Source organism: Mesorhizobium japonicum MAFF 303099, assembly GCF_000009625.1.
Taxonomy (GTDB): domain Bacteria; phylum Pseudomonadota; class Alphaproteobacteria; order Rhizobiales; family Rhizobiaceae; genus Mesorhizobium; species Mesorhizobium japonicum.
This window is the reverse complement of record NC_002678.2, coordinates 2,495,134-2,521,614: the sequence shown is the minus strand read 5'-3', so window position 1 is coordinate 2,521,614 and position 26,481 is coordinate 2,495,134. Positions and strand designations below refer to the sequence as shown.

Below are 26,481 nucleotides of genomic sequence, written 5' to 3'. Positions count from 1 at the left end.
CAAGCGATCCAAGGGCTTGCAACCTCGAGGGTATCCCCGGGCCTCAGGGGAACGATCCGCTCCGTCATGAGTTAGCACTTCATGATGTACACTCTGGAGCACAACGGACGCGGTGCGATGGCCGATCTTATGATCTTGGAACTGGCCAAGGCCAGACAGCGGGCGGAGGTCACTCTCAGGCGCGCCAAGGAAATGCTGGACGAAGATTGCGGAGTCGGAATCAATATTGCGCTCTGCGGCAGGATAAGGGCCGCTCAGCGGCGTGTCATCGAGGCCAGAGAGCGCCTGACGAAGATCGATCCACGAGCTGCCAGCGAGTTCTAGCGCACCATAGTTTTGGGATTGTCGGCCATGATGATCGCGACCTTCGATATGGAAACCGCGAGACACGGCGACGTCTATCGCGCTGCAAGGCTTGCGATGCTGACGCAGCAAGTGATGCGGCATATCGAGCGCACGGACGCCTCGGCGCAGAACGTCGAGCAAATGCTGGCCACGTTGGCCGAAGCAAACGCGTTGGTCCGGCGATAGGGCCTACCGTCACGTGTGATCGGCGACAGCGCGACCGGCCAACGCTTCCACAATTGCCGATCCCGGTTGTCGTGCATACGCTTGAAGGCTTCCGCCAGGAAGGCCAGAGATAGTTGCCGCCCGCCGGAAAGCGTCAGGCGGATGGTGGCGGGCGCTTGTGCGGGCTCTGGGCAAGGTTGCATAGTCCAACAAGGCGACTCAAGCGTGCCGTGCGCATCGGCTCGGAGCTATCGTGGTTGGACTTTATGACATCTGGCCCGCGTTTGTGGTCGTCGCGCTGCTTTGGCCGCTGGCGGGCATGCCGCTGTTTCAGAGGGTAGGTTTCGAAACGAACTCCGCCAGGGTGCGGGCAATAGACGGAATGCGAGGCTATCTGGCGCTTGCCGTCGCGCTTCACCACGCCGTCATCTACCATGAAATGCTGGCGACCGGCGCATGGAAGCATCCGCCTTCGGATTTCTATGGCCCACTGGGACAGGTGGGAGTGTCTCTGTTCTTCATCATCTCCGCCTATCTGTTCTGGGGGAAACTGCTGTCGGCAAAATCCTCCGTGGATTTTCCGACCCTGTTGCTCAAGCGGGCTTTCAGGATCGGGCCGCTCTATGTTGTGGCCGTCGGCACAGCGATGGCTTTGGAGGTCGCCGACGGCGGGATCGACTATTCGGCCTTCGCCACTTACGAGCGGGCATTTTTCAATCTGCTGTTCGGTGTCTTCGGCTACGTCCCGCTTTCGAGTTCCCGCATCTGCGTATTGGCCTGTGTAACCTGGACCTTGCCCTATGAATGGCTGTTGTACTTCAGCCTGCCGATCGCGGCGATATTCAGCCGACATCCGGTGGCCCGCATAGGCTTGCCAGCCGTTCTCCTGGCTTTTTCAATCCTCATGTCAGTGAGCGGAGGCAGCACCGCCTACGGCTATCTCGGACTTTTCGCGGGCGGAATGTTGTGCGCGACGCTTGAAGCAAACGGCCTGGTGGTGAAGTGGCACCGGCACGCCTTGTCCGCCGTCGCCCTGGCGATGCTGGTGTGTATCTTTGCCATCTACAAGACCGCCTACGCGCCGGGGCCGATGCTGCTGTGCATTGCCAGCTTCTTCCTGGTCGTGACGGGCGCTGATTTCTTTGGTCTCCTGACGACCTCCCGCTCGGTGCGGCTGGGCGAGATCAGCTTTGGTATCTATCTCTTGCAGGGGCTTGCCTTCGTCTCGATATTCTCCATCGCGCCGCTACGGACCTTCGCCATGGACAACGCCGCCCAATATTGGCTCGTGATTTTGATTGCGATGGTGCTTCTGGTCCTCATGGCGCTGGTCGCGCACCTTGTTGTTGAAAAGCCCGGCGTCTCGCTGGGAAACCGTCTTGCGGCAGTTCTTCGCTTGTCGACGCAGCGCGAGGTGCGTGAGACGACATCCGCTGACGCAGCGCAGGCCTGGCGCATCCGGGACGTTCCACAAGACAGTCTGCAGGCCGCGCACACCGCCCAGGAGCGATGATTTCCGGGCCATTCGAACGCTCGACCTGATCGGCCTGGGCTGGCGTGAAAGATGGGGGGTTGTGCGGGCATGGCGATCAGAGCGCGACCGCCGCATTTCACATAAAAGCTCCCGGCCCGGAACCTCTTGGCCCGCAGCGCGTTTCACGGCGTCCCGTCCGTGGACCAGCCCGGATATTTCTCCTGGCGCTGCTATAATCAGGAGCCTGCTTCATGCACGACAAGCTGTTTCATTCACCGGTCGCACTGACTGTCGGCCTCGGCTTCAAGCGCGAGATTGCCTCGCTGGCCGAAATGCACGATTTCCTGACCGATTGGACGACCTCGCGCCGTGGCCCGCTCCATCGCAATGCCGTCGAGGCGTGCGGCCTTGCGCTGGAAGGCTGTATCACCCGGGATGAGGCGCGCCATGCGCTGGTCGAATTCGCACAAGCAACCGGCATCCTCTGGCCCGAGATCGAGCCGGTCATCGTGGCGCGCGCCGTCGCGCGCGGCTATGGCGGCTACGCCGCCTGAGTTTGAGGCCACCTCCCGTCGTGGCGGCTAACGCCGCCACCACCGAAAGCCCGGCTTGGCCCTCCCGAGCCGGGCTTTCGCTTATTGCACGAAGATTGCAAGGATCGCTGTCATCTACCGACGATGTTTGCCCAGCGGTTGTGGGCGATCAACCTTTCGAAGGCGCGCGCCGACGCGTCGGCTTGGGCATTGTCGGATCGGGCTCTTGCGATGACTGCGCTGCGAGGCGCAGCTCTCTCAGCCTTGCTGTCTTTGCCTCGCGGGCCGCCCGCTCGGCATCGATCACGATCTGCGATTCACGCTTGGCGCGCTCGTCACGCTGGGTGTCGACTTTTGCACGGACCATGTGCTGCTAACTCCATTCCGAGACGGCGTTGGTTGGGAACAATCGCCGCCTCCATCATCTTCCGGCCCCCATGGTGCAGCGTTGCGGCGGGGGCGGCGATTACAAATGATGGTCGGAAAACTTTTGTCATCGATGCCCGGATAGAGCGATATCAGTCACACCAACCTGACGAGATGACGAGCGATGCCTCGAATACCTGGTGTCCGTCCTCGTCGCGTACCTTCACAGTGATGGCGGTGTGGTCGTTTTCGATGATCTCGTCGCGTACGATGTCAGGCAGAATACGGATCGCCTCGCGCCGCATGCGTTCGCGCGTCTCGAAGACCTGACCGTCATCATCGACCGTCAGACCGTCGCCATTGTAGAGGTCAAGATAATATCGAGGCATGATGGGCTGAACCTCAGACTGATGAAATGGCGAGATATTCGACCGACAATTCGCGGACCAGCCAGTTGTTCCATCAGAGGTGGCATTTGCCGTGGAACAAGCAGGCCTTAACAAATGTTAATGCCTATCAGCGGCGAAAGGCTTAGGGCAGCCGAAGCCGCCTTTGCTTCCGACAGAATAAGATGGCGATCGGCTGCCAAAGCCCTTTCGCCGGAGATTGCGGTGCTTGAATCCCTCTATCTGAACCTGGGACAGCATGACGCCCTGTCGGACGCCGAGAAGGCGCTGCTGGCCGGCGCCATGACGTTCGAGAGGCATTTCGCCACCGGCCAGGACATCGTCGCATCGGGGTCGCGGCCGACTTATTCGACGCTGATCCTCGACGGGCTGGCGGCGCGCTACAAGGTGCTGGAGAATGGCGGCCGGCAGTTCACCTCATTGCAGGTGTCCGGCGATTTCGTCGATCTCCACGCTTTCCTGCTGAAGACCATGGATCACGGCATCGTCGCTCTGTCGCCCTGTCATGTCATGTTCGCGGACCATAGCCGGCTTCGCACCATCACCGAGCAGGCGCCGCACCTGACCCGGTTGTTGTGGCTGGACACGCTGGTCGACGGCGCCATCCATCGCGAGTGGATCGTCGCCATGGGGCGGCGGTCCAAGACCTCGCATCTGGCCCATCTCGTCTGTGAACTCTTCGTGCGGCTGCAGGTGGTGCAGCGGACCAACGGCATGAGCTTTCACCTGCCGCTCTCGCAGGCTGAACTGGCCGATGTGCTGGGCCTGTCGGTGGTGCACATGAACCGGGTTATCGGCGCCTTGCGCAAGGTCGGAGTCGTCAGCTGGGCAAACCACACGGTGACCATTCTGGATTGGCACCGGCTGCAGGAAATCGCCGAGTTCGATCCCACCTATCTCAGCATGATGCGGGAGCCGCGCTAAGGTGTATCGATATTCAGGTGAGGTCGGCCTGCAAACGATAGCTTTCTGCGCTTCCGGTGCTCACGTACTTAAGTACGCTCCGCTCCGGTTCTCGAAAGCCATCGTTTTCGCCGCGACCTGACCTGAATCTCGACACGCCTTGGGCCGATCAGTGCGTTCTCCGATCTTGCGGATTTATGCTGCTTCGGCTGCTACGTTGACCGCCGTCTCAGCGATCTTGGTCAGGGCCTCGTCCGTGGCCTTCTCTTCCTTCAGCGTTGCTTCGAGAAGCGTCACGGCTTCGTTCAGGCCGAGTTCACCGGCCCATGTCCTCAGCGTGCCATAGCGTGAGATCTCGTAGTGCTCGACCGCCTGCGCGGCGGCCAGCAGACCGGCATCGAGCGCGGGAGATCCCTTGTACTCCTCCATGATCTCGGCGCCTTCCTCGGTGATGCCCATGATGGCCGCACAGGTCTTGCCGACCGGCTTCTTGCCGATCACGCCGAAGACTTTCTCCAGCCTGGCGACGTGGCCCTCGGTCTCGGTGCGGTGCTTTTCGAAGGCGGCCTTCAGCTCGGCGCTTTGCGCGGCCTTGGCCATTTTCGGCAGTGTCGCCAATATCTTCTTTTCGGCGAAATAGATGTCCTTCAGCGTGTCGTGAAACAGGTCGTCGAGCATTTTCTGCTTTGCCATCGTCATATCCTCTGATGCGTGAACCCTCAGGTCGACAATCTCCCGCAGGATGATTCGTTCCATCCGCGCCGCACAGCGCGGTCCAGCGATCCAACCCGACAAATCCTCATCGAGACACCATCTCCTCCGACACGGACGGGCCGGCAAAAACCTTTATGAAATTCCTATTTCTTTCCGCCCCGCGCCGTCTCGAACCTTTATGGCGATCGGGTCCATATTTCGCATGGGAAAAACGTCGGACGCCGCCAATCGGAATGTAGCGCGCCGTTTTCATATATTACCGGCCTGCCTACAGCAGGTTCCCGGTAGAAAGATTGAAGTAAGGAACAAGCACAATGGACGTCATTGTTCTCGGGGTAGGGGTTTTGTTTTTTGTCCTGTCCTTGGCCTACGTCAAAGCCTGCGACAGAATTTGAGTTAAGGGATCGCACCATGCTTTTCGATTACATCCTCGGCGGCGGCGTGACCTTGTTCCTGCTTGCCTACCTCACATACGCCCTCGTTCGTCCAGAACGCTTCTGAAGGCACGGAAAGCCACAGCCATGACACTGAACGGTTGGATACAGATCCTTGTCTTCTGCGGGATCATCGGTTTGCTGACGAAGCCGCTGGGCTTCTACATGCATCGCGTCTTCAACGGCGATCGCACGCCGCTTTCACCGATCTTCGGCCCGCTCGAGCGCGGGCTCTACCGCATTTGCGGCACCAGTGAACGCGAGGAACAGCACTGGACCGCCTATGCGGTGGCTTTGCTGCTGTTCAACCTTGCCGGGTTCCTGGTGCTTTATGCCCTGCAGCGCCTGCAGGGCAGTCTGCCCTACAATCCCGCCGGCATGGGCGCGGTCGACCCGGCGCTCGCCTTCAACACCGCCGCCAGTTTCGTGACCAACACCAACTGGCAGAACTACGGCGGCGAGAGCACGATGTCCTATCTCCTGCAGATGGCCGGGCTGACCGTCCAGAATTTCGTTTCGGCGGCCACCGGCATCGCCATCGCCATCGCACTGATCCGCGGTTTTGCCCGCGCCTCGGGCAAATCGATCGGCAATTTTTGGGTCGATATGACCCGCTGCACGCTCTACGTGCTCCTGCCGCTCTGTATCGTGCTCACCCTGGTCTATGTCTGGCTCGGCATACCGCAGACGCTTGGGCCTTATGTCGACGCCACCACGCTGGAAGGCGCCAAGCAGACCATCGCGCTCGGCCCGGTCGCCTCGCAGGTGGCCATCAAGATGCTCGGCACCAATGGCGGCGGCTTCTTCAATGCCAATGCCGCGCATCCGTTCGAAAATCCCGACGCTATCTCCAACCTGATCCAGATGGTGACGATCTTCGCGCTGGGTGCCGCGCTGACCAACGTCTTCGGCCGCATGGTCGGGAACCAGCGCCAGGGCTGGGCGATCCTGGCATCGATGGGCGCGCTGTTCATCGCCGGCGTCGCCGTCTGCTACTGGGCGGAGGCCGCGGGCAATCCGCTGGTCCATGCGCTGGGCCTCGACGGCGGCAACATGGAAGGCAAGGAAACCCGCTTCGGCATCGCTCTGTCGGCGCTGTTCGCCGTCATCACGACGGCCGCTTCCTGCGGTGCGGTCAACGCCATGCATGACAGCTTCACCGCGCTCGGCGGCATGATCCCGCTGATCAACATGCAGCTTGGCGAGGTTATCGTCGGCGGCGTTGGCGCTGGCTTCTACGGCATCCTGATGTTCATCGTCGTCGCCGTCTTCGTCGCCGGCCTGATGGTTGGCCGCACGCCCGAATATCTCGGCAAGAAGATCGAGGCCAAGGAGGTCAAGATGGCGATGCTGGCTATCCTGTGCCTGCCGCTTGCCATGCTGATCTTCACGGCGATCGCCGTCGTCCTGCCGAGCGCCGTGGCCTCGATTGCCAATGGCGGTCCGCATGGCTTCTCCGAGGTGCTCTATGCCTACACTTCGGCGGCGGCGAACAACGGTTCGGCCTTTGGCGGCCTCAGCGGCAATACGCCCTGGTACAACATCACCATCGGCATCGGCATGTTGATGGGCCGCTTCCTGGTCATCATCCCGGCGCTCGCCATCGCCGGCTCGCTGGCGGCGAAGAAGACCGTGCCGGCTTCGGCCGGCACCTTCCCGACCGATGGGCCGCTGTTCGTCGGCCTGCTGATCGGCGTCATCGTGATCGTCGGTGGCCTGACCTTCTTCCCGGCGCTCGCCGTCGGGCCGATCATCGAGCACCTGGCGATGATCCATGGGCAAACCTTCTGAGGCCGCCATGCCCTTGTTCAGCAGCAAGCGTCGCAAGGCCCGGCCGCCGGCCGGCAACGAGGGGGAGGCAAAGCCTCCTCCCTTCCCCACCGTGTCCACATTCCTGGGCATTGCGGCAGTCATGATCGTGATCTGGCTGCTGGTCTACGGCCCACCCTTTTCGGCATCCAATCACCCGGTGCCGCCCAACAACTCTGAAGCCGGAGCTTCAAAATGAGCCAGTTAAAATCAAGCGCGATCATGGATGCCCGCATCCTGTGGCCCGCCTTTGGCGGTGCCTTCCGCAAACTCGACCCGCGCACGCTGGCCCGCAATCCGGTGATGTTCGTCGTCGCCATCGTCTCGGCGCTGACGTCGGTACTGTTCCTCAGGGACCTCATCACCGGCGGCGGCGACCTGCGCTTCACATTGCAGATCATCATCTGGCTGTGGTTCACGGTGCTGTTCGCCAATTTCGCCGAGGCCGTCGCCGAGGGGCGCGGCAAGGCGCAGGCGGATTCGCTGCGCAAGGCGCGCACCGAGACCCAGGCCAAGCTCCTGGCCGGCGAGGACAGGAGCAAGTTCAAGCTCGTGCCCGGCACCAGCCTGAAGGTCGGCGACATCGTCCTGGTCGAAGCCGGCGACATCATCCCGTCCGACGGCGAGGTGGTGGAGGGCGTGGCTTCGGTCAACGAGGCGGCAATAACAGGCGAATCCGCGCCGGTGATCCGCGAATCCGGCGGCGACCGCTCGGCGGTGACCGGCGGCACGCAGGTGCTGTCCGACTGGATCCGCGTACGCATCACCGCCGCCGCCGGCCACACTTTCCTCGACCGCATGATTTCGCTCGTCGAGGGCGCCGAGCGCCAGAAGACGCCGAACGAGATCGCGCTTAACATCCTGCTCGTCGGCATGACGCTGATCTTCGTGCTGGCCACGGCCACCATTCCGAGCTTTGCGTCCTATTCCGGCGGCTACATCTCGGTGACCGTACTCGTCGCCCTGTTCGTCACCCTGATCCCGACCACCATCGGCGCGCTGCTGTCGGCCATCGGCATCGCCGGCATGGACCGCCTGGTGCGCTTCAATGTGCTGGCCATGTCGGGCCGTGCCGTCGAGGCCGCCGGCGACGTCGACACGCTGCTGCTCGACAAGACCGGCACCATCACGCTCGGCAACCGCCAGGCCACCGATTTCCGGCCGGTCAAGGGCGTTACCGAACAGGAACTGGCCGACGCGGCGCAGCTCGCCTCGCTTGCCGACGAAACGCCGGAGGGCCGTTCGATCGTCGTCCTGGCCAAGGAGAAATACGGCATCCGCGCCCGCGACATGGCGACATTGCACGCCACCTTTGTGCCTTTCACCGCGCAGACCCGCATGAGCGGCGTCGACATCGACGGCTCCTCGGTGCGCAAGGGCGCCGTCGATTCGGTGCTCGCCCATGTCAACCAGTCGACAGTGGCCAGCCACGCGACGCGGCCGAACAGCGACACGATAAGGGATCTGCAGGCGATCGCCGACGAGGTCGCCAAGTCCGGCGGCACGCCACTGGCGGTCGAGCGCGACGGGCGGCTGCTCGGCGTCGTCCACCTCAAGGACATCGTCAAGGGCGGCATCCGCGAGCGTTTCGCCGAGCTGCGCAAGATGGGCATCCGCACGGTGATGATCACCGGCGACAACCCGATGACGGCGGCCGCCATCGCGGCGGAAGCTGGCGTCGACGACTTCCTGGCCCAGGCCACGCCCGAGGACAAGCTCAAGCTGATCCGCGACGAGCAGGCCAAGGGCAAGCTGGTCGCCATGTGCGGCGACGGCACCAACGATGCGCCGGCGCTCGCGCAGGCCGATGTCGGCGTCGCCATGAACACCGGCACGGTCGCCGCGCGTGAAGCCGGCAACATGGTTGACCTCGACAGCGACCCGACCAAGCTCATCGAGATCGTCGAGATCGGCAAGGCGCTGCTGATGACGCGCGGCTCGCTGACCACCTTCTCGATCGCCAATGACGTGGCCAAGTATTTCGCCATCATCCCGGCCATGTTCGCCGTCTTCTACGTCGCGCCGGGCCAGTCCACCGGTCCGCTGCAGGCGCTCAACATCATGCATCTGGCGACGCCGCAGAGCGCCATCCTGTCGGCCATCATCTTCAACGCGCTGATTATCATCGCGCTGATCCCGCTGTCGCTGCGCGGCGTCAAATACCGGGCGATCGGCGCCGGTGCGCTGCTCAGCCGCAACCTACTCGTCTACGGCCTGGGTGGCATCATCGTGCCGTTCGTCGGCATCAAGATAATCGACATGGCCGTCACGGCCCTTGGCCTTGCATAAGGATCATTCCGATGCTCAAGCAAATCAGACCCGCGATCGTCATGATCGTCTTCTTCACCGTGCTGACCGGCCTGGTCTATCCCCTGGGAATGACCGGCATAGCGCAGGCGCTGTTCCCACGTCAGGCCAATGGCAGCCTGATCGAGAAGGACGGCAAGGTCATCGGCTCCGAACTGATCGGCCAGGCCTTCGCCAGCGACAAGTATTTCCATGGCAGGCCTTCGGCCGCCGGCAACGGCTATGACGCTGGCGCCTCCGGCGGTTCCAATCTCGGCCCGACCAACCCGAAGCTGATCGAGCGCATCAAGGGCGGTGCCGAGAAGCTGAAGGCGGAGAATCCGAACCAGCCCGTGCCGATGGACCTGGTGACGACGTCGGGCAGCGGTCTCGATCCGCAGATCAGCCCGGAGGCCGCCTATTTCCAGGTTCCGCGCGTCGCCAAGGCCAGGGGCATCGACGAGGCCAAGGTCAAGGCACTTGTCGACGGCCAGGTCGAGGGCAGGGAACTCGGCTTCATGGGAGAGCCTGTTGTCAACGTGCTGGCGCTCAACCTGGCGCTGGACGCCGCCAAATAGGTGATGGCGAGGGCCGGGGATCGACAGCATCCCCGGACCTCTCCATGATCGATCCCGATGCCGGACGACAGAAGCAACGAAAACCGACCTTCCCCCGACGCGCTGCTCGAGCATGCCGAGCGGGAGGGACGCGGCCGTTTGCGGATATTCCTCGGCGCCGCGCCCGGTGTCGGCAAGACCTACGAAATGCTGATGTCGGGCCGTGCCAGGCTGGCCGACGGCATCGACGTGGTGATCGGCGTCGTCGAGACGCATGGCCGCCGGGAAACACAGGCGCTGGTCGAGGGCTATGAGGTCATCCCCCGCCGCAAGGTCGACTACAAGGGGCGCGTCCTCGAGGAGATGGACATCGACGCCATCCTTGCCCGGCGCCCCGCACTGGTCCTGGTCGACGAACTCGCCCACACCAACGCGCCCGGCAGCCGCCACCCCAAGCGTTATCTCGACGTCCAGGAGATCCTGGCGCGCGGCATCGACGTCTACACGACGCTCAACATCCAGCATGTCGAAAGCCTGAACGATGTCGTCGCGCAGATCACGCGGGTCAGGGTGCGCGAGACGGTTCCCGATTCGATCATCGACCAGGCCGACGACGTCGAAATCATCGACCTGACGCCCGACGACCTGATCAAGCGGCTGGAAGAGGGAAAGGTCTATTTCCCCAACACGGCGCAGCGCGCCATCGAGAACTATTTCTCGTCGGGCAATCTGACGGCGCTGCGCGAACTGGCGCTGCGCCGCACCGCCCAGCGTGTCGACGAGCAATTGCTCAATCACATGCAGTCCCACGCTATCCAGGGTCCATGGGCCGCGGGCGAGAGGGTGCTCGTCTGCGTCGACGCGCGTCCAGGCGGTGCGGCCCGCATCCGCTACGCACGCAGGCTGGCCGACCGGCTTCGCGCGCCATGGACGGCGCTGCATGTCGATACGCCGCGCTCGGCTGGCATGTCCGAGGAAGACAAGGACCGGCTCGCCGCGCTGATGCGCCTTGCCGAGCAGCTCGGCGCCGAGGTGACGACCATTCCCGGCCAGAGCGTCGCGCAGGACATTGTGCGCCATGCGACGGCGAACAATTTCACCCATATCGTGGTCGGCCGGCCGACCCGATCGCGCTGGCGCGAACTGATCGAGGGCTCGCTCACCTATGATCTGATCCGCAATGCCGGCGACATCAGTGTCCACGTCATTTCTGGAACCGAGCGGGATGCCGAGGCGGCCTCGAGAAGGGTCAAGGCGGCGGCCGAGCAGAAGCAGTTCCAGATCTGGCCCTATCTGCTCGCCACCACCTATGTCGCGGGCTCATTGGCCCTCAGCGCCGTCCTCGACCAGTTTCTCGACGTTCGCAATCTGGCGATCGTCTTCCTCCTGGCGGTGCTGACATCGGCGGTGGCCGGCGGCCTTTGGCCGGCGCTCTATGCGTGCTTCCTCAGCGCCCTTGCCTTCAACTATTTCTTTCTCGAGCCGCGCTACACGCTGACGATCCGGGACCCCGAGAGCATCGTGGCGCTCGCCGTCTTCCTTGCCGTGGCGGTGATCGCCAGCAATCTCGCCGCGCGCATGCAGCGCCAGGCCGTCGCCGCCCGCTCGCGGGCACGGGCCACCGAGGACATCTATCTCTTCTCCAAGAAGCTCGCCGGCGCCGGCACGCTCGACGATGTGCTGTGGGCCACCGCCTTCCAGATCGCCTCGATGCTGAAGCTGCGCGTGGTGTTGCTTCTGCCCGAAGACGGCACCATCACCGTCAAGGCAGGCTATCCGCCCGACGATACGCTGGCCGAGGCCGACATTGCCGCCGCCCGCTGGGCCTGGGAACACAACCGCGCCGCCGGGCGCGGCGCCGATACGCTGCCCGGCGCCAAGCGTCTCTACCTGCCTTTGCGGACAGGGCGCACGGCGATCGGTGTCATCGGCCTCGACAATGACAAGCAAGGCCCGCTGCTGACGCCTGAGCAGCAGCGTCTGCTCGACGCGCTGGCCGACCAGGCGGCGGTGGCGATCGAGCGCATCCAATTGGTCGCCGATGTCGACCGCGCCAAGCTTGCTGCCGAAGCCGACCGGCTGCGCTCGGCCCTGCTGACCTCGATTTCGCATGATCTGAAAACGCCGCTCTCGGCCATCATGGGAGCGGCCGGCACGCTCAAGGAATTCGCGCCGGATCTGCCCGAGCAGGACCGGGCGGAGCTTTTGTCGACGGTGATCGACGAATCGGAACGGCTGAACCGCTTCATCGCCAATCTGCTCGACATGACCAAGATCGAGTCCGGGGCAATGGAGCCGAACTATGCTCTGCATTATGTCGGCGATATTGTCGGCACGGCGCTCAACCGCGCCCGCAAGATCACCAGCGAACACAAGATCGAGGTCGATATTCCGCCCGACCTGCCGATGCTGAAGCTCGATCCCGTGCTGTTCGAGCAGGTTCTGTTCAACCTTCTCGACAATGCGTCGAAATATTCGCCGCCCGGCTCGACGATCCGCCTGCAGGGATGGGCCGATAATGGATCCGTCATCGTGCAGATCATGGATGAGGGGCCGGGCATTCCGTCGCATGATTTGGAACGTGTGTTCGACACGTTTTACCGGGTGCGCAAGGGCGATCAGGTGCGCGCCGGCACCGGCCTTGGCCTGTCGATCTGCCGCGGCTTTGTCGAATCGATGGGCGGCACCATCTCGGCCGCCAACCGGACCGACCGCCCCGGTGCCGCGTTCACCATCAGGATGCCGGTGCCGACCGAAGCGCCCGATCGCGGCGAAGAGACCAGCATGGATCGGCCTTCATGACAAACTCGAATGTCAGGATATTGGTTGTCGATGACGAGCCGCCGATCCGCAAGCTGCTTCGGGTCGGCCTTGGCAGCCAGGGCTATGCGATCAGCGAGGCGCCGAACGCCAAGGTGGCGATCGAGCTGATGGAACAGGAAAAGCCGGATCTGGTGCTGCTCGATCTCGGCCTGCCGGGCATGGGCGGCCATGAGCTCCTGCGCAAATGGCGGGACGAGGGTCTCGACATTCCCGTCGTCATCCTCTCCAGCCGCACCGACGAGGCCGGCATCGTCAATGCGCTCGAGCTCGGTGCCGACGATTATGTCACCAAGCCGTTCGGCATGAACGAACTGGTGGCGCGCATCCGCGTGGCGTTGCGGCACAAGTTCCAGCAACAGGGCGAAAAGCCTGTCTTCCAGAGCGGCGATCTCAGCGTCGATCTGGTCAAGCGCATCGTCAAGGTCGAGGGCAAGGAGATAAAACTCTCGCCGAAGGAATACGACATATTGCGCATCCTGGTGCAGCATGCCGGCAAGGTGCTGACCCACCATTTCATCCTGAAGCAGATCTGGGATGATTCGACCGACGTGCAGTATCTGCGGGTCTATGTCAGGCAGCTCCGGCAGAAGATCGAGAAGACCCCCGACCAGCCACGCTACATCACTACCGAGACCGGTGTCGGCTATCGGCTGCGTGTCGACTGAGACAGCGCTCGATTGAACTCTTGTCAGCCGATGGCTTCCAGCGGCCGGTTTGCGGCCGCCGACGTCCGCAAGGCGGCGAGACAGCCGAGGATGCCAAGCGGGACGAAGGCAAGGAACAGCCAGCTCGCGACATTGGCCGCCGCGTCATGGTTCAGCCCTTGCGAAAAACCGCTGGCATTGGCGACGATGCCGGCGAGGGCGGCACCAACGGCATAGCCGATGCGCTGCATGGTCGGCACCGCAGCGGAAGCAATGGTCTGCTCGTCATCCGGAGCGGAGGCGACGATGACGCGGGTCAGGAACGGCCAGGCAATGCCGAAGCCGCCGCCCTGGAGCAAGGCGCATATCAGGATCAGCGGGATGGAGCCCAGGGGTATCGTATAGGCAAAGCCGGCGATGCCCGCCGCGATCATGAGCGCACCGGTGACAATGATCAGCCGTTCACGTTGCGGCGGCGCGTTGGCGACGAGGATCGACAGGATCGACCAGGCGATCGATTCGGCGGCGATGATATAGCCGGTGGTCAGCAGCGGAATGTCGTGCAGGCTGGTCAAAAGCAGCGGCCCGTAGACGCCGAAGGAACAGGTCGCGACGGAAAAGGCGGCGACCATTGTCATCCCGGCGCCGACCGGCGTGCGCCACGAAAACAGCCGCGCCGGAAATAGTCGCGAGCGCGGCCTTAGCGCGTCGATATAGAAGAACAGCGCGAGCCCGGCGAGGCCCAGCACGATCAGCAGCGAAGAGCGCAGCAAGGCGATGTCGACGCCGGCCGAGGCGATCAGCACCACGGCGACGGCAAGGCAGGCAAGGGCGGCGAAGGGGAAAGGCGGGGTCCTGCCGGCGCTCGTGCTGGGTTTCTTCGCCTCCGGCGTGTTGAGCACGAGGAAGCTGGCCAGCGCCATGGTGGCGCCGCCGAGGGTGAAGACGCCGAAGGCCCAGCGCCACGACAGGAATTCGGTCATGAGCGCGCCCAGCAACGGGCCGCTGAACGCCGCGACGCCCCAGATCGCCGACATGATGCCGAAGAGCTGCGGCCAGATGGCGCGCGAAAACAGCCGCTCGACCGAGACGAAGGCGAGCGACACCAGCGCGCCACCGCCCAGTCCCTCGATCAGCCGGCCGGCGAGGAACAACTGCATGGAAGGCGAGGTGGCGCAGATCAGCGCACCGGCCGCGTAGAGCAGGGCCGCGACCACCATATTGGTGCGCAGCGCCACATAGCTCACCAGCCGCCCGGCGGCGGCACCGGCGACGATGGCGCCGAGCTCGTAGATCGCCAATGACCAGCCGACGAGTTGCACCCCGGCCAGTTCACCGACCATGGCCGGCATGACGGTCGCAACCATCGTCTCGTTGGTGGCGTGCAGCAGGATGCCGAGGCTGATGAAGCAGAAGCGCGCCAGGTCGCCGCTCGCCCACAATGCCCGCCAGTCGACCCTGTTTGTGCTGATTTCAGTCATGTCCATCCCATGCTTCTGCATATCTCGATGCCGGCGCACGGCACCAGAAGCCAACAAGGCTTTCCGGCAGGACCATGCGCGGCAATAGCGCCGGATAGCGTGCCCATCGGGGTGCCGGTCCGGTCGGGCTGGGCTTGTAGGACCTCAACCGCGGTTGAGCTCAAGCGGTTTTTTCAAGAGGTCAATTCTCGGTGCTGCGCAGCTGGAACTGGCTGACGCCGATGGCGAGATTGATGCCGGTCTGCGTCTGCAGGCTGAGCGGCTGGAGGGTGAAAGCCTGCGAGGAGCCGCCGACCAGGAGATTGGCGCCGGCGCCGACGGCCGCCGTCACTTCGGCGCTGGCACCGATATAGTCGCCCGCCAACGCACCCGGCGCGTAGATGTTCTTCAGCGGCGTCAGCACCAGCCAGCGCATCACCGCCTGCTTGGTCGTGCCGATATCGAGGCCGTATTTGTTGACGGCGCCGAAATAGGCTTCCGGCGCGAAGCTCTTGTCGGTCGGGGTGAAGGTGCAGCTCAGATCCTTGGTCGAGCCGAAGATGAAGCCGGTGCCGCCGCCTATGGCGCATTCAAGGGTACCGACTTCGATGCCTCGGTCCTGCGCCTGCGTCTGTGTCGCGCTGAGCACGAGTGCAATCATGGCAGCGGCGATGGCTGTCTTCGGCATGGCGTCCCCCTCAAAAATCAAACGGCGCGGAACCATCCTATATGGTTCCGCGCCGCAAGGTAGAGAGGAGAGCGTGGCTCCGTTCGATCACTTCAGCGAATGGATCAGCTGAAGCGAGGTCACGGCCACGGCGAGATTGACGCCGGTCTGCGCCTGGACGCTGAGCGGCTGCAGCACGAAGGCGCTGTCGAAGCCGCCGACCAGCACGTTGGCGCCGCCGCCGGTGACGACGCTCGCCTCGGCGTTGACGCCATAGTAGCTGCCGGCAAGGTCGCCCGCGTCGCGGTCACGGGTCGCGGCAAGAACCGCCCAGACGAGCTGGCCCTGATGCGTCTGGCCGACATCGACACCGATCTTGGAGATGACGCCGGTGTAAATCTCCGACGGGCCATGGTGGTAGGGACGGAACACGCAGGACACGCCCTTGTTGGAGGCGACGATGTAGGCGGTGCCGCCGTCGATGGTGCAGTCGAGCGTGCCGAGCTGCAGCCTGCCGGCGCTGGCCGGGGCGGCAGCGAACACGGTCGTTGCAAGGGCAGCGGCGCAGACGAGTTTCTTGATCATGGGAGGGTCCTTTCGCAAATCGCTGGGAATAACGGCTTGAGTGACCAGACCGTTCCGCTGAAAACTTGGCGCGAACAAGGCAAGGGTTAACGGCTTGCTGCAGGGGTTAACGCGCGGTTGCCGGATCGGTGGCGATCTTCGGCGCTGCGTGTCCTTTCGGACACGCCAACGTCCCCACAATGCTTAGCCGGATCTGCTAAAGCTGATATCAGCTGACGCGGGCGAGGCCGTCCTTGGCAGGCTGGTAATTGGGGTTGAGGCGGACGGCTTCCTTATAGGATTTCGCGGCCTTCGCCTTGTCGCCGCGCCGCTCGTAGATGAGCGCCTGATTGGCCCAGGCCTCAGCGTTCTGGCCGTCGAGCTTGATGGCCATGTTGAAGTCGGAGAAGGCGTTGTCCTCGTCGCCCGTCGCCAGATAGGAAAGGCCACGGCCGTTGTAGGGCTCGGCTGCATCCGGCGCCAGCGAGATGGCGGTCGAGAAATCCTCGATGGCGAATTTGTGCTGGCCCTGGCTCTGATAGATCAGGCCGCGATTGTGGTAGGCGCGAGCGTCCGTCGTGTCGAGCTGGATCGCCTTCTGGAAGTCGTTGAAGGCGTCCTGGGTGCGGCCCGCCTTGCGGTAGAGATTGCCGCGGCCGATATAGGCGGCGTCATAATTGCCGTTGATCTGGATCGACTTGTTATAGTCGCCGAGCGCGGCCGCCTGATTGCCGAGGAAGCGCTGGATGAGCGCGCGGTTGGAATAGGCCTGGTAGAAATTCGGATTGAGCTGGATGGCCTGGTTGAAGTCCTTGAGCGCCGCCTGATACTGGCCGCCGCGGCCATAGGCCGAGCCGCGCACATTGTAGCCTTCGGGATCCTGGGGATTGCGCTGGATGACTGCGGACAGCGAGGAAATGTTCTCGCTCGACCCCTGCGCCTTGTCGATGTTGTTGAACTCGCCGGTCGGGCCTGATGTCTGGCAGCCGGCCAGCAACAATCCGGAAAGCAGGGCTGCCGTCAGGGCGAAACCACGCAATGCGGTCCCGCGCTCCACGCTCATTGCGTTCATGTCTGCCCTGTCCTCACTTCAAGCCGCGTCGCTCAGGTCCGGATCCCCCCTCCGGGCCGGGTCACAATCAAAATAAAAAGGTGGCGGCGATTCCGCATCGCGCCACCTTGGTATCCTTCGAAAAGGACGAAATATTGGCGATATCAGCGCGGCGGACGCGCTGCGCCAGCAGCACCACCGGCAGCCACCGGACGCGGCGTCATCGGCAGCAGGCCTTCGCGCTGGGCGCGCTTGCGGGCCAACTTGCGGGCGCGGCGCACGGCCTCGGCCTTTTCGCGGGCGCGCTTCTCGGACGGCTTCTCGTAGTGACCGCGCATCTTCATTTCGCGGAAAATGCCTTCGCGCTGCATCTTCTTCTTGAGCGCGCGAAGCGCCTGATCAACGTTATTGTCGCGGACGAGTACCTGCACGGGCAATCCTGTCTTTCGGGTTTGATATCAACAGGCAAGTAGCCATAGCCACTAGCCTCCGCGGCGGTCGACACCACGAATTGTGGCGGCTGATAGCAGAATCAGGCCGCGCTGTCCACAGTCGAAATGCAAGACAACAGCCAAATTGCCACTGTCGCTCCGACATAGGGCGCCAACTACGCCGTGGCCAGGTGCAGCCGCTCGAAATCCTCGAAGAATTCGCCGTAGTCACAAGTGATCTCTTCGCCGGCGGCGATGTCGCGGGTCGCTGTCGCGCCGCCATATTGCGAAAAGTCGGTATTCGGCGTCGCCGAATGGTTCATGAAGCGGCCATTGTCGACCTCATAGACCATGAAGCCCGGCCTATCCGGGCTCGGATAGGCATAACGGTCGAGCAATTCCTTCAGAGGCTGGGGTGCGGCCTCGTATTCGTCCATCGGGATCAGCCGGTCGAAATCCGGGTTAAGCCGCCAGATCGAGGCGCCTTTCCGGATCGGCTCGGCGGCGAACATGCCAACGCCCTCGATCGCGCTCGCGGCCACATAGGTTCGGATCAGCATCATGGTTTCGGGACCCGTTTCGACAGGGAACGGAATCGCCAAATCGCGCGGAAAAAGCAAGACCGGCTGCCTGCGTCAAAGCGGCGAACCGGTCTGTTCGCCGCAAAAAACCTTCACGTCCGGTTGATCGAGACGCCGCCATCGGCGAACAGCGCGGTTCCCGTTGTGAAGCTCGAGGCATCGGAGGCGAGATAAAGCGCCGAGCGGGCAATCTCCTCCGGCTGCGCCATGCGCTTCAGCGCATGCAGGGCTTGGACAAAAGCCAGCACTTCCGGTCCGGCATCCGGCGCGTTGGTGATGCTTGCAGGTGTGTCAGTGCCGCCGGGCAGCAGCGCGTTGACCCGCACGCCCTGGGGGCCGTGTTCTGCGGCCAGCACCTGCGTCAACCCGATCAGGCCGGCCTTGCTTGCGGCATAGCTGGTCATGCCTGGCATGCCGATGGTGTGGCCGACGAAGGTGGAAGTGAAGATCAGGGAGCCGCCGCCTCGCTCGATCATCGCCGGCACCTGGTATTTCGCGCCGAGAAACGCACTGGTGAGGTTGGTGTCGAGGGTTTCGCGCCATCCCTCCAGTGACAGGCCTGAGATCGGCCCCATCTGGCCGACGGCGCCGGCATTGTTGAAGGCGACGTCGAGGCCGCCGAAGCTTTCGACCGCCAGATCGACAAGGGCCTTCGCATAGGCTTCGTCCCTGACGTCGCCGGCAAGCGCGACGGCCGTGCCTTCCGCGTCCGATATCTCGGCGACAAGCGTATCGAGTTCGGCCTGACGGCGGGCGGCGACGACGACCCTGGCCCCTTCCTCGGCGAAGAGTTTCGCCGTGGCGCGGCCGATGCCGGAACTGGCGCCGGTGACGATGGCGATCTTGTTGGCGAGTGCGAGCATTTTTTGCATCCCTGTTTTTCGCGCCGGTCTCGCCGGCAATCGGGATGCTTGGTCGCAGATGGAGCGGCGAGGAACCACCCGATACCTGCGAAGGCCGCGTCGTCCTGAACTATTGCTTCAGCAGCCAACCCAGCCGGTCGAGCGAAAATGCGTAGCTGATGGCGATGAGCAGCGCCATGACGATGCCCGCGGTCGTGTGACCCGCGGCATAGAATCCGGCAGCGCCGCCGAACAGGATGACCAGTTCGAGCGCCAGCCGCACCGTACCCGGAACCGGCACCGGTGCGCGGCCCGACCGGCTTGGGTCGTTGAGCACCGCGAAAGTGCCCCACAGCACGGCCGCGACGAGCGGCAAGGCCAAGGCGAGGACCCAGCGCCACCACCCTTCGGAGAAGTGCCAGCCGGCAATGCCGAGACCGAGCAGGGCGGCAAGCTCCAGCAGGAAGCGCAGTGTCAGATTCCACCAGGCATTACCCATTTCCGTCCTCCAGAATCGCGCGACGGACAATGTGGCTGAATGTAACCACGGCAGCCAGCCGACGTGGGTCTTTTTCGTCGTGGCGCAAAACGGCAAGCGCCGTCGCAAACAGCGCAAGGGTGGAAGCGCTGTTTCGCTAGTGATACACCTCGCGCGCCGGGCCGAACAAAAGCCCGGCTGCAATCCGCGAGATCTGTTGGCGCGAGGCTGGGACGTTGAAAAAATATTCGGTATTCGCCATCGCCCGCGAGGCCATGCGCGGCCACAAGGGCTGGGAGGAACAATGGTCCTCGCCTGAGCCCAAGAAGGAATACGACGTCATCATCGTCGGCGCCGGTGGCCATGGCCTGGCCACCGCCTATTATCTTGCCACGGTGCATGGCATCACCAATGTCGCGGTGCTGGAAAAGGGCTGGCTGGGCGGCGGCAACACCGGCCGCAACACCACCATCATCCGCTCCAACTATCTCTATGACGAGAGCGCCGGCATTTACGACCATGCGCTGAAGCTGTGGGATGGGCTCTCCCAGGAGCTCAATTACAACGTCATGTATTCGGCGCGCGGCGTCATGATGCTTGCCCACAATGTGCATGACATCCAGGTGCTGAAGCGCCATGTCCACGCCAACCGGCTGAACGGCATCGACAATGAATGGCTGTCGCCGGAGCAGGCCAAAGAATTCTGCCCGCCGCTCAACGTCTCCAGGGATGCACGCTATCCCGTCGTCGGTGCGGCGCTGCAGCGCCGCGGCGGCACGGCGCGCCACGATGCTGTGGCCTGGGGCTATGCGCGCGGCGCCTCGGCGCGCGGCGTCCACATCATCCAGAATTGCGAGGTCACCGGCGTCAAGCGGGCGGCCAATGGTGCGGTCATGGGCGTCGACACGACGCGCGGCTTCATCGGCGCCAAGAAGGTCGGCGTGGTTGCCGCCGGCCATTCCTCGGTCATCATGAACATGGCCGGCGTGCGCATGCCGCTGGAAAGCTATCCGCTGCAGGCGCTGGTGTCGGAGCCGGTCAAGCCGGTGGTGCCATGTGTGGTCATGTCCAACACGGTGCACGCCTATATCTCGCAGTCCGACAAGGGCGAGCTGGTGATCGGCGCCGGCACCGATCAGTATGTCTCCTATTCGCAGACCGGTGGCTTGCACATTCTGCAGCATACGCTGGACGCCATCTGCGAGATGTTCCCGATCTTCACGCGCATGAAGATGCTGCGCTCCTGGGGCGGCATCGTCGACGTGACGCCCGACCGCTCGCCGATCCTGGCCAAGACGCCGGTGCCCGGCCTCTACGTCAATTGCGGCTGGGGTACGGGCGGCTTCAAGGCGACGCCGGGTTCGGGCCATGTCTTTGCCCACACCATCGCCAGGGACGATCCGCATCCGATCAACGCGCCCTTCACCATCGAACGCTTCCGCACCGGCCGGCTGATCGACGAGGCGGCGGCGGCGGCAGTGGCGCACTGATGATGGCGCAGATGGCTGTCGCGATGCCGCTGATGCTGGCGGGGGAACAAGGCATGTTCCACATGCCGTCGGCTGAAGAGGTGCGGCTGCAGCCGATCACACGCGCCGGCAACGAGGCTGGATGGCCGTTTTCGGTCGACGAGGGAATGCTCGCCTGCGTGTGGGGCGGCGGCCAGAAGGTTGTGATGTTCTTCGAAAGCCGGCCGAAAGGCCAGGACGAAGATGAGGATTTCAAACCGCGTGGCGTCATCGTCACGACCGACCCGATGCAGTTGACGCTCGGCAACATGGCCAACCGCGCCTTGTTTCGCGATTCCGCTGGCGTCGAGGAGCGGCTGCGGCTCGTTGCGCCGTTTGTGACCATGGGCCAGAAGCTTTGCGACCAACCCCCCGGCGCCCGCGTCGGCCACGGCGAATTGTAGGAACAAACAGAATGCTTCTCATCCGCTGCCCCTATTGCGAGGAAGAGCGCCCGGAGCTCGAATTCCGCAACGCCGGCGAGGCGCATATTGCGCGCTCGGCCAACATTGCGGGCGAGAGCGACGACGACTTCGAAAAGTTCTTCTTCATCCGCTCCAATCCCAAGGGCACCATCTATGAGCGCTGGCGGCACATGCATGGCTGCGCGCGCTTCTTCAATGCGGTGCGCGACACCGTCACCGACAAGTTCGTCATGACCTACAAGGCCGGCGAACCCAAACCCGCCAAGCTGCCGGGAGTTGCCAAATGAGCGGCGCGTTCCGCATCCCGAGAGCCGGTCGCCTCAGCCAGGCCAAGACCGCGCGGTTCAGCTTCGACGGCCAGTCCTATACCGGCATCGAGGGCGACACGCTGGCCTCCGCACTGCTTGCCAATGGCGTGCATCTGGTCGGCCGTTCCTTCAAGTACCACCGGCCGCGCGGCTTCCTGTCGGCGGGCGCGGAAGAACCCAATGCGCTGGTGCAGATCGTGCGTGACGACGCGCGCAAGACACCGAATGTGCGCGCCACCGTGCAGGAGCTCTATGACGGGCTCGCCGCCAATTCGCAGAACCGCTGGCCGTCGCTGTCCTTCGACGTCGGCGCGGTCAACGACCTGGCATCGCCGATGTTTTCGGCCGGCTTCTACTACAAGACCTTCATGTGGCCGAAGGCAGCCTGGAAGAGCCTTTACGAGCCGAAGATCCGTGAAGCCGCCGGCCTTGGCGTTTCGCCCGACAAGCCCGATCCCGACCATTATTCGTCGCGCTACGCGCATTGCGACGTGCTGGTGCTGGGCGGCGGTGCCGCCGGCATCGCGGCGGCATTGGCGGCGGCCGAGAGCGGCGTGCGCGTCATCCTCGCCGACGAGCAGGCCGAGTTCGGCGGCAGCTTGCGTTTCGAGACGGGGGCGAAAATCGACGGCCAGGATGGTTTCGTCTGGGCGCAAGCGGCGATCGCGAAGCTCACAGCCATGGACAATGTCCGTGTGCTCTCGCGCACCACGGCCTTCGGCTATTACGCGCAGAATTTCGTTGGCCTGGTCGAGCGCGTCAGCGACCATTTGAAGGCCCCCGGCCACGACTTGCCGCGCGAGCGGCTTTGGCAAGTACGCGCCAAGCGCGTGGTGCTGGCCTCCGGCGCCATCGAGCGCCACATGGTGTTCGCCAACAATGATCGGCCGGGCATCATGCTGGCGGGCGCGGCGCGTACCTTCCTCAACCATTATGGCGTCGCGGTCGGCAGGAATGTCGGCGTCTACACCGCCAATGACTCGGCCTATGCCGCGGCGATCGACCTGAAGAAGGCCGGCGTCAACATCGAGGCGATCGTTGATCTGCGCGACAACCCGACCGGTCCGGTGATCGACGAGGCGCGGGCGCTCGGCATCGAAATCAATTTCGGCCGCGCGGTGATCCGCGCCGGCGGCAAATTGCGCGTGTCCTCGATGACCGTGCAGCCGAAGAATGGTGGCGGCGAGCGCACCATTTCCGTCGACGCGATCCTGATGTCGGCCGGCTGGACACCGTCGGTGCATCTGTTCTCGCAGTCGCGCGGCAAGGTCGCCTTCAATGACGAGACCAAGCGCTTCGTGCCCGGCACCTATGCGCAGGATTGCGTTTCGGTGGGCGCCTGCAACGGCACCGACGGGCTGGCGGCGACAGTGGACGAAGCCTATGCGGCTGGCGCCAAGGCAGCCAAGGATTCCGGCGCGAAGACTGCCAAGGGTGTGAAGCCGAAGGTCGATGCCTCAGAAAGCTGGTCGCGCGGCATGCTGGGCGCCGCGCCCGGCGCCGGCCCGGACACCACCGTGAAGGCCTTCGTCGATTTCCAGAACGACGTCACCGCCAAGGATATCCGCCAGGCGGTGCATGAAGGCATGCGCTCGATCGAGCACGTCAAGCGCTTCACCACCAACGGCATGGCGACCGACCAGGGCAAGACCTCCAACATGCACGGCCTGGCGATTGCCGCGGAAACGCTGGGCAAGCCGATCCCCGAGGTCGGCCTGACGACCTTCCGCGCGCCCTATACGCCGGTCACCTTCGGGGCGATCGTCAGCCATGCGCGCGGGCCGCTGTTCGACCCGACGCGCAAGACGGCGACGCATCCGTGGGCCGAAGTGCAAGGCGCGGTCTTCGAGGATGTCGGCCAGTGGAAGCGCGCCTGGTACTTCCCGAAAGCCGGCGAGGATATGCATGCCGCGGTCGACCGCGAATGCGTCGCGGTCCGTACGACAGCTGGCCTGTTCGATGCCTCGACGCTCGGCAAGATCGAGGTGGTCGGGCCGGATGCGGCCAAGTTCATGGAACTGCTCTACACCAATCCGTGGGAGAAGCTGGAGCCCGGCCGCTGCCGCTACGGCATCATGCTGCGCGAAGACGGCTTCATCTATGATGACGGCGTCGTCGGCCGGCTGGCGCCGGACCGCTTCCATGTGACGACGACGACGGGCGGCGCGCCGCGTGTCATGAACCATATGGAAGACTATCTCCAGACCGAGTTCCCGCATCTGAATGTCTGGCTGACCTCGATCACCGAGCAGTGGGCGGTCATCGCCGTGCAGGGGCCGAAATCGCGCGATATCATCGCGCCGCTGGTCGAAGGCATCGACATGTCCGACGAGGCGCTGCCGCATATGTCGGTGCGCGAAGGCAAGATCTGCGGCGTGCCGACAAGGCTGTTCCGCATGTCGTTCACCGGCGAGCGGGGATTCGAGGTCAACGTGCCGGCCGATTACGGCCAGGCCGTCTGGGAAGCGCTGTGGGCCGAAGGACAGAAGCATGGCGCCACCGCCTATGGCACGGAGTCCATGCACGTGCTGCGCGCCGAAAAGGGCTACATCATCGTCGGCCAGGATACGGACGGCACGGTGACGCCAAACGACGCCGGTCTCGACTGGGCGGTTGGCAAGAAGAAGACCGACTTCGTCGGCATCCGCGGCATGGCGCGGTCGGACCTGGTCGCCAAGGGCCGCAAGCAACTGGTCGGTCTTAAGACCAGGGATCCCAAGGTGGTGCTGGAGGAAGGCGCGCAGATCGTCGAGGATCCGAAGCAGGCAATCCCGATGAAGATGATCGGCCACGTGACGTCCAGCTACTGGTCGCAGAATTGTGGCCGTTCGATCGCGTTGGCGCTAGTCGCCGGCGGCCGCGACCGGATGGGCGACACGCTCTATGTGCCGATGCCGGACGGAGTGATCGAAGTGGAGGTTACCGGCATGGTGTTCTTCGACGAGACGGGAGGCCGCCTCAATGGCTAAGGCTGCTGCAAAGAAGACGGAAACGGCCGCATCGCCTTCGGTCGACCGCCGTCCGGCATTGGCTGGACGCAGTACGACGGCGACCAGCGTGAAGGTTGAAGTGCTGCCGCCAGCCGAGCGCATCTCGCTGCGCGCGCCGGAGGCTTCGGTAACGGCGCTTTCCAAGGCGCTTCGCCTGGCCTTGCCGAACAAGCCGAAGACTTCGGCGTCGAAGGGAGGGCGTACTGCTCTGTGGCTCGGCCCCGACGAGTGGCTTGTCATCGACGAGGGCGGAAACGATCCGCTCGCCGATTGCGCAGAGGTTACCGCGCTGCATTCGGCCGTCGGCATCTCGCATCGTAACATCGCGATCTCCGTCACCGGTCCGGCGGCCGAAGCCACGATCAATTCGGGCTGCCCGCAGGACCTGTCGCTCGACGCCTTCCCGGTGGGCGCGGCTTCGCGCACCATCCTCGGCAAGGCCGAGATCGTGCTGTTGCGCACGGCTGACGACGCCTTCCGGGTCGAGTGCTGGCGTTCGTTCTCGGACTATGTCTTTACTTTCCTGTCCGAGGGAGCCCGCGACGCGGCTGGCTGACCCGGAACGTTTTGCCGCCCACGTTCGTTGTGCGGCAACAGGTCGAGGGAGAAGTGTCGATGCCGTCGAAGTCCGCGCCGAAGTTGCCACTCAAAAAGACCTCGGCCGTCCGCTCGCTCGAGCACGAGCAACACGAAGCGTCGAGCGCCGAAGAGGAACTTGAGGAAGGCCTGGAGGACACGTTCCCGGCCAGCGATCCTGTGTCGATCACCAGTTCGGCGATCCCCGGCGCGCCGGCCAAGCCCGGCAAGGCCAAGACCGTGCCCGGGCGAAAATCCCGCAAGCCCTGATTTTCCGCAATTTGGTCGAAGACATCTTTCCAAGCTATCGCCAGTTGGGGTATTCAAAGCGCTTTGGAGGAGGAAAAATGCCGATAAAAGCTGTTGTCTGGGGCGAGAATGTCCATGAACAGACCAATGCCGCCGTCCGCGACCTCTATCCCTTGACCATGCATGGTACGATCGCGGCCGCGCTCAACCAGGACAAGGGCATCGAGGCGACCACCGCCACCTTGCAGGAACCCGAGCACGGCCTGAGCGAGAAGCGCCTGGCCGCCACCGACGTGCTTTTGTGGTGGGGCCACGCCGCACACGGCGAGGTCAAGGACGAGATCGTCGAGCGCGTGCAGAAGCGGGTCTGGGAAGGCATGGGGCTGATCGTGCTGCATTCCGGCCACTACTCGAAGATCTTCAAGCGGCTGATGGGCACGCCCTGCTCGCTAAAGTGGCGCGAGGCGGGCGAGCGCGAGCGGGTCTGGGCGATCAACCGCGGCCACCCGATCGCGCAAGGCATCGGCGAATGCCTGGAGATCGGCGAGACGGAAATGTATGGCGAGCCCTTCGCGGTGCCGGAGCCGATGGAGACGGTGTTCGTCTCCTGGTACGAGGGCGGCGAGGTGTTCCGCTCGGGGCTGACCTACCAGCGCGGCGCGGGCCGCATCTTCTATTTCTCGCCCGGCCACGAGACCTATCCGATCTATCACAATGAGGGTGTGCAGCAGGTGCTGCGCAATGCCGTGCACTGGGCGCTCAATCCCGCGCCCGCATGGTCGGGCATCACCAATGCGCCGAACGTGCCGACGGACAAGGCCAAGGAAAAGATCGTTCAGAAGGGCCTGCGCCTACATGCCGATGGCGACAAGGGGTTGAGTTGATGGGGGA

General features: G+C 63.8%; 30 protein-coding genes. 19 read left to right on the top strand and 11 right to left on the bottom strand.

The window, feature by feature from the left end; all coding sequences use genetic code 11:
- Positions 1–81 precede the first annotated feature (81 nt).
- From MAFF_RS13355 to MAFF_RS13340, 4 genes are all read left to right on the top strand, one after another.
- Positions 82–324, top strand: coding sequence for a hypothetical protein (locus tag MAFF_RS13355; RefSeq protein ID WP_010911446.1), 243 nt, complete (start codon positions 82–84; stop codon positions 322–324).
- 27 nt (positions 325–351) lie between these two features.
- Positions 352–531: a hypothetical protein gene (locus tag MAFF_RS13350; RefSeq protein ID WP_010911445.1), complete on the top strand. Its 180-nt coding sequence runs from the start codon at positions 352–354 to the stop codon at positions 529–531.
- Positions 532–763: 232 nt separating this feature from the next.
- Positions 764–2,023, top strand: coding sequence for an acyltransferase family protein (locus MAFF_RS13345; protein WP_044548316.1), 1,260 nt, complete (start codon positions 764–766; stop codon positions 2,021–2,023).
- Between the two features lie 212 nt (positions 2,024–2,235).
- Entirely contained in the window at positions 2,236–2,538 is a 303-nt protein-coding gene (locus MAFF_RS13340; protein WP_010911443.1) for a DUF982 domain-containing protein, read from the top strand.
- Positions 2,539–2,686: 148 nt separating this feature from the next.
- On the opposite strand, the gene MAFF_RS13335 is transcribed toward MAFF_RS13340, so the two are convergent.
- A complete protein-coding gene (locus MAFF_RS13335; protein ID WP_010911442.1) occupies positions 2,687–2,884 on the bottom strand; it encodes a hypothetical protein in 198 nt (65 codons plus the stop codon).
- A gap of 151 nt (positions 2,885–3,035) precedes the next feature.
- A complete protein-coding gene (locus MAFF_RS13330) occupies positions 3,036–3,272 on the bottom strand; it encodes a DUF6894 family protein (protein ID WP_010911441.1) in 237 nt (78 codons plus the stop codon).
- A 222-nt stretch (positions 3,273–3,494) separates the two neighbouring features.
- On the opposite strand from MAFF_RS13330, the gene MAFF_RS13325 reads away from it, so the two are divergent.
- Positions 3,495–4,214, top strand: a complete 720-nt coding sequence (locus MAFF_RS13325) for a Crp/Fnr family transcriptional regulator (RefSeq protein WP_032933757.1) — start codon at positions 3,495–3,497, stop codon at positions 4,212–4,214.
- A 174-nt stretch (positions 4,215–4,388) separates the two neighbouring features.
- Here MAFF_RS13325 and MAFF_RS13320 read toward each other — a convergent pair whose 3' ends face one another.
- Positions 4,389–4,886: a ferritin-like domain-containing protein gene (locus MAFF_RS13320; protein WP_032933756.1), complete on the bottom strand. Its 498-nt coding sequence runs from the start codon at positions 4,884–4,886 to the stop codon at positions 4,389–4,391.
- A gap of 432 nt (positions 4,887–5,318) precedes the next feature.
- On the opposite strand from MAFF_RS13320, the gene kdpF reads away from it, so the two are divergent.
- From kdpF to MAFF_RS13285, 7 genes are read left to right on the top strand one after another with little or no spacing between them, the layout of a single operon-like run.
- Positions 5,319–5,408 (top strand): K(+)-transporting ATPase subunit F, encoded by a 90-nt coding sequence (gene kdpF / locus MAFF_RS13315; protein ID WP_019861144.1) that lies wholly within the window; start codon positions 5,319–5,321, stop codon positions 5,406–5,408.
- Between the two features lie 20 nt (positions 5,409–5,428).
- The gene (gene kdpA, locus MAFF_RS13310) at positions 5,429–7,132 is read left to right on the top strand and encodes a potassium-transporting ATPase subunit KdpA (protein ID WP_010911438.1); all 1,704 of its coding nucleotides are present in this window, start codon (positions 5,429–5,431) and stop codon (positions 7,130–7,132) included.
- The gene (locus MAFF_RS13305; protein ID WP_080511855.1) at positions 7,116–7,349 is read left to right on the top strand and encodes a hypothetical protein; all 234 of its coding nucleotides are present in this window, start codon (positions 7,116–7,118) and stop codon (positions 7,347–7,349) included. Before kdpA ends, MAFF_RS13305 begins: the two co-directional genes overlap by 17 nt.
- Entirely contained in the window at positions 7,346–9,439 is a 2,094-nt protein-coding gene (gene kdpB / locus MAFF_RS13300) for a potassium-transporting ATPase subunit KdpB (protein WP_010911437.1), read from the top strand. Before MAFF_RS13305 ends, kdpB begins: the two co-directional genes overlap by 4 nt.
- Before the next feature lie 11 nt (positions 9,440–9,450).
- The gene (gene kdpC / locus MAFF_RS13295) at positions 9,451–10,014 is read left to right on the top strand and encodes a potassium-transporting ATPase subunit KdpC (RefSeq protein WP_010911436.1); all 564 of its coding nucleotides are present in this window, start codon (positions 9,451–9,453) and stop codon (positions 10,012–10,014) included.
- Positions 10,015–10,071: 57 nt separating this feature from the next.
- The gene (locus MAFF_RS13290; protein WP_010911435.1) at positions 10,072–12,795 is read left to right on the top strand and encodes a sensor histidine kinase; all 2,724 of its coding nucleotides are present in this window, start codon (positions 10,072–10,074) and stop codon (positions 12,793–12,795) included.
- On the top strand, positions 12,792–13,481 hold the full coding sequence (locus tag MAFF_RS13285) for a response regulator transcription factor (RefSeq protein ID WP_010911434.1): 690 nt from the start codon (positions 12,792–12,794) through the stop codon (positions 13,479–13,481). Before MAFF_RS13290 ends, MAFF_RS13285 begins: the two co-directional genes overlap by 4 nt.
- 23 nt (positions 13,482–13,504) lie before the next feature.
- Here the strand turns inward: MAFF_RS13285 and MAFF_RS13280 are convergent, their stop codons facing one another.
- The 8 genes from MAFF_RS13280 to MAFF_RS13245 form a co-directional block, all read right to left on the bottom strand.
- Positions 13,505–14,941: an MFS transporter gene (locus MAFF_RS13280; protein WP_010911433.1), complete on the bottom strand. Its 1,437-nt coding sequence runs from the start codon at positions 14,939–14,941 to the stop codon at positions 13,505–13,507.
- 181 nt (positions 14,942–15,122) lie between these two features.
- Complete coding sequence (locus MAFF_RS13275; RefSeq protein WP_032931626.1) at positions 15,123–15,608, bottom strand: DUF992 domain-containing protein; 486 nt, start codon at positions 15,606–15,608, stop codon at positions 15,123–15,125.
- A gap of 87 nt (positions 15,609–15,695) precedes the next feature.
- Positions 15,696–16,172, bottom strand: coding sequence for a DUF992 domain-containing protein (locus tag MAFF_RS13270; RefSeq protein WP_010911431.1), 477 nt, complete (start codon positions 16,170–16,172; stop codon positions 15,696–15,698).
- 208 nt (positions 16,173–16,380) lie between these two features.
- The gene (locus MAFF_RS13265) at positions 16,381–17,223 is read right to left on the bottom strand and encodes a tetratricopeptide repeat protein (RefSeq protein ID WP_010911430.1); all 843 of its coding nucleotides are present in this window, start codon (positions 17,221–17,223) and stop codon (positions 16,381–16,383) included.
- A 143-nt stretch (positions 17,224–17,366) separates the two neighbouring features.
- On the bottom strand, positions 17,367–17,633 hold the full coding sequence (rpsU, locus tag MAFF_RS13260) for a 30S ribosomal protein S21 (RefSeq protein WP_010911429.1): 267 nt from the start codon (positions 17,631–17,633) through the stop codon (positions 17,367–17,369).
- A 176-nt stretch (positions 17,634–17,809) separates the two neighbouring features.
- Complete coding sequence (locus MAFF_RS13255) at positions 17,810–18,196, bottom strand: SET domain-containing protein (RefSeq protein WP_010911428.1); 387 nt, start codon at positions 18,194–18,196, stop codon at positions 17,810–17,812.
- 110 nt (positions 18,197–18,306) lie between these two features.
- Positions 18,307–19,077: an SDR family oxidoreductase gene (locus tag MAFF_RS13250; RefSeq protein ID WP_044550890.1), complete on the bottom strand. Its 771-nt coding sequence runs from the start codon at positions 19,075–19,077 to the stop codon at positions 18,307–18,309.
- 109 nt (positions 19,078–19,186) lie between these two features.
- Complete coding sequence (locus MAFF_RS13245) at positions 19,187–19,555, bottom strand: DUF2568 domain-containing protein (protein WP_010911426.1); 369 nt, start codon at positions 19,553–19,555, stop codon at positions 19,187–19,189.
- A gap of 215 nt (positions 19,556–19,770) precedes the next feature.
- Here MAFF_RS13245 and MAFF_RS13240 point away from each other — a divergent pair, with 215 nt between their 5' ends.
- The 7 genes from MAFF_RS13240 (at position 19,771) to MAFF_RS13210 (ending at position 26,474) form a co-directional block, all read left to right on the top strand.
- Positions 19,771–21,024 (top strand): sarcosine oxidase subunit beta, encoded by a 1,254-nt coding sequence (locus tag MAFF_RS13240; RefSeq protein WP_010911425.1) that lies wholly within the window; start codon positions 19,771–19,773, stop codon positions 21,022–21,024.
- A complete protein-coding gene (locus MAFF_RS13235) occupies positions 21,024–21,446 on the top strand; it encodes a hypothetical protein (RefSeq protein ID WP_010911424.1) in 423 nt (140 codons plus the stop codon). Before MAFF_RS13240 ends, MAFF_RS13235 begins: the two co-directional genes overlap by 1 nt.
- A gap of 11 nt (positions 21,447–21,457) precedes the next feature.
- Positions 21,458–21,754 (top strand): sarcosine oxidase subunit delta, encoded by a 297-nt coding sequence (locus MAFF_RS13230; RefSeq protein ID WP_010911423.1) that lies wholly within the window; start codon positions 21,458–21,460, stop codon positions 21,752–21,754.
- Entirely contained in the window at positions 21,751–24,744 is a 2,994-nt protein-coding gene (locus tag MAFF_RS13225; RefSeq protein WP_010911422.1) for a sarcosine oxidase subunit alpha, read from the top strand. The genes MAFF_RS13230 and MAFF_RS13225 overlap by 4 nt, the downstream gene beginning before the upstream one ends.
- Positions 24,737–25,321 carry a sarcosine oxidase subunit gamma gene (locus tag MAFF_RS13220; RefSeq protein WP_010911421.1) on the top strand — a complete coding sequence of 195 codons (585 nt, stop codon included), beginning with the start codon at positions 24,737–24,739 and terminating at the stop codon, positions 25,319–25,321. The genes MAFF_RS13225 and MAFF_RS13220 overlap by 8 nt, the downstream gene beginning before the upstream one ends.
- A 59-nt stretch (positions 25,322–25,380) precedes the next feature.
- The gene (locus MAFF_RS13215; RefSeq protein ID WP_080511854.1) at positions 25,381–25,611 is read left to right on the top strand and encodes a hypothetical protein; all 231 of its coding nucleotides are present in this window, start codon (positions 25,381–25,383) and stop codon (positions 25,609–25,611) included.
- A gap of 77 nt (positions 25,612–25,688) precedes the next feature.
- Positions 25,689–26,474 carry a ThuA domain-containing protein gene (locus tag MAFF_RS13210; RefSeq protein WP_010911419.1) on the top strand — a complete coding sequence of 262 codons (786 nt, stop codon included), beginning with the start codon at positions 25,689–25,691 and terminating at the stop codon, positions 26,472–26,474.
- Positions 26,475–26,481 lie beyond the last annotated feature (7 nt).

Excerpts from the sequence above, each read along its gene's own strand:
- MAFF_RS13355 (WP_010911446.1), top strand. The coding sequence starts at position 82 with ATGATGTACACTCTGGAGCACAACGGACGCGGTGCGATGGCCGATCTT.
- MAFF_RS13350 (WP_010911445.1), top strand. The coding sequence starts at position 352 with ATGATGATCGCGACCTTCGATATGGAAACCGCGAGACACGGCGACGTC.
- MAFF_RS13340 (WP_010911443.1), top strand. The coding sequence starts at position 2,236 with ATGCACGACAAGCTGTTTCATTCACCGGTCGCACTGACTGTCGGCCTC.
- MAFF_RS13335 (WP_010911442.1), bottom strand. The coding sequence starts at position 2,884 with ATGGTCCGTGCAAAAGTCGACACCCAGCGTGACGAGCGCGCCAAGCGT.
- MAFF_RS13330 (WP_010911441.1), bottom strand. The coding sequence starts at position 3,272 with ATGCCTCGATATTATCTTGACCTCTACAATGGCGACGGTCTGACGGTC.
- MAFF_RS13320 (WP_032933756.1), bottom strand. The coding sequence starts at position 4,886 with ATGGCAAAGCAGAAAATGCTCGACGACCTGTTTCACGACACGCTGAAG.
- kdpF (WP_019861144.1), top strand. The coding sequence starts at position 5,319 with ATGCTTTTCGATTACATCCTCGGCGGCGGCGTGACCTTGTTCCTGCTT.
- kdpA (WP_010911438.1), top strand. The coding sequence starts at position 5,429 with ATGACACTGAACGGTTGGATACAGATCCTTGTCTTCTGCGGGATCATC.
- MAFF_RS13305 (WP_080511855.1), top strand. The coding sequence starts at position 7,116 with ATGGGCAAACCTTCTGAGGCCGCCATGCCCTTGTTCAGCAGCAAGCGT.
- kdpB (WP_010911437.1), top strand. The coding sequence starts at position 7,346 with ATGAGCCAGTTAAAATCAAGCGCGATCATGGATGCCCGCATCCTGTGG.
- kdpC (WP_010911436.1), top strand. The coding sequence starts at position 9,451 with ATGCTCAAGCAAATCAGACCCGCGATCGTCATGATCGTCTTCTTCACC.
- MAFF_RS13290 (WP_010911435.1), top strand. The coding sequence starts at position 10,072 with ATGCCGGACGACAGAAGCAACGAAAACCGACCTTCCCCCGACGCGCTG.
- MAFF_RS13285 (WP_010911434.1), top strand. The coding sequence starts at position 12,792 with ATGACAAACTCGAATGTCAGGATATTGGTTGTCGATGACGAGCCGCCG.
- MAFF_RS13280 (WP_010911433.1), bottom strand. The coding sequence starts at position 14,941 with ATGACTGAAATCAGCACAAACAGGGTCGACTGGCGGGCATTGTGGGCG.
- MAFF_RS13275 (WP_032931626.1), bottom strand. The coding sequence starts at position 15,608 with ATGCCGAAGACAGCCATCGCCGCTGCCATGATTGCACTCGTGCTCAGC.
- MAFF_RS13270 (WP_010911431.1), bottom strand. The coding sequence starts at position 16,172 with ATGATCAAGAAACTCGTCTGCGCCGCTGCCCTTGCAACGACCGTGTTC.
- MAFF_RS13265 (WP_010911430.1), bottom strand. The coding sequence starts at position 17,223 with ATGAACGCAATGAGCGTGGAGCGCGGGACCGCATTGCGTGGTTTCGCC.
- MAFF_RS13255 (WP_010911428.1), bottom strand. The coding sequence starts at position 18,196 with ATGATGCTGATCCGAACCTATGTGGCCGCGAGCGCGATCGAGGGCGTT.
- MAFF_RS13250 (WP_044550890.1), bottom strand. The coding sequence starts at position 19,077 with ATGCTCGCACTCGCCAACAAGATCGCCATCGTCACCGGCGCCAGTTCC.
- MAFF_RS13245 (WP_010911426.1), bottom strand. The coding sequence starts at position 19,555 with ATGGGTAATGCCTGGTGGAATCTGACACTGCGCTTCCTGCTGGAGCTT.
- MAFF_RS13235 (WP_010911424.1), top strand. The coding sequence starts at position 21,024 with ATGATGGCGCAGATGGCTGTCGCGATGCCGCTGATGCTGGCGGGGGAA.
- MAFF_RS13230 (WP_010911423.1), top strand. The coding sequence starts at position 21,458 with ATGCTTCTCATCCGCTGCCCCTATTGCGAGGAAGAGCGCCCGGAGCTC.
- MAFF_RS13225 (WP_010911422.1), top strand. The coding sequence starts at position 21,751 with ATGAGCGGCGCGTTCCGCATCCCGAGAGCCGGTCGCCTCAGCCAGGCC.
- MAFF_RS13220 (WP_010911421.1), top strand. The coding sequence starts at position 24,737 with ATGGCTAAGGCTGCTGCAAAGAAGACGGAAACGGCCGCATCGCCTTCG.
- MAFF_RS13215 (WP_080511854.1), top strand. The coding sequence starts at position 25,381 with ATGCCGTCGAAGTCCGCGCCGAAGTTGCCACTCAAAAAGACCTCGGCC.
- MAFF_RS13210 (WP_010911419.1), top strand. The coding sequence starts at position 25,689 with ATGCCGATAAAAGCTGTTGTCTGGGGCGAGAATGTCCATGAACAGACC.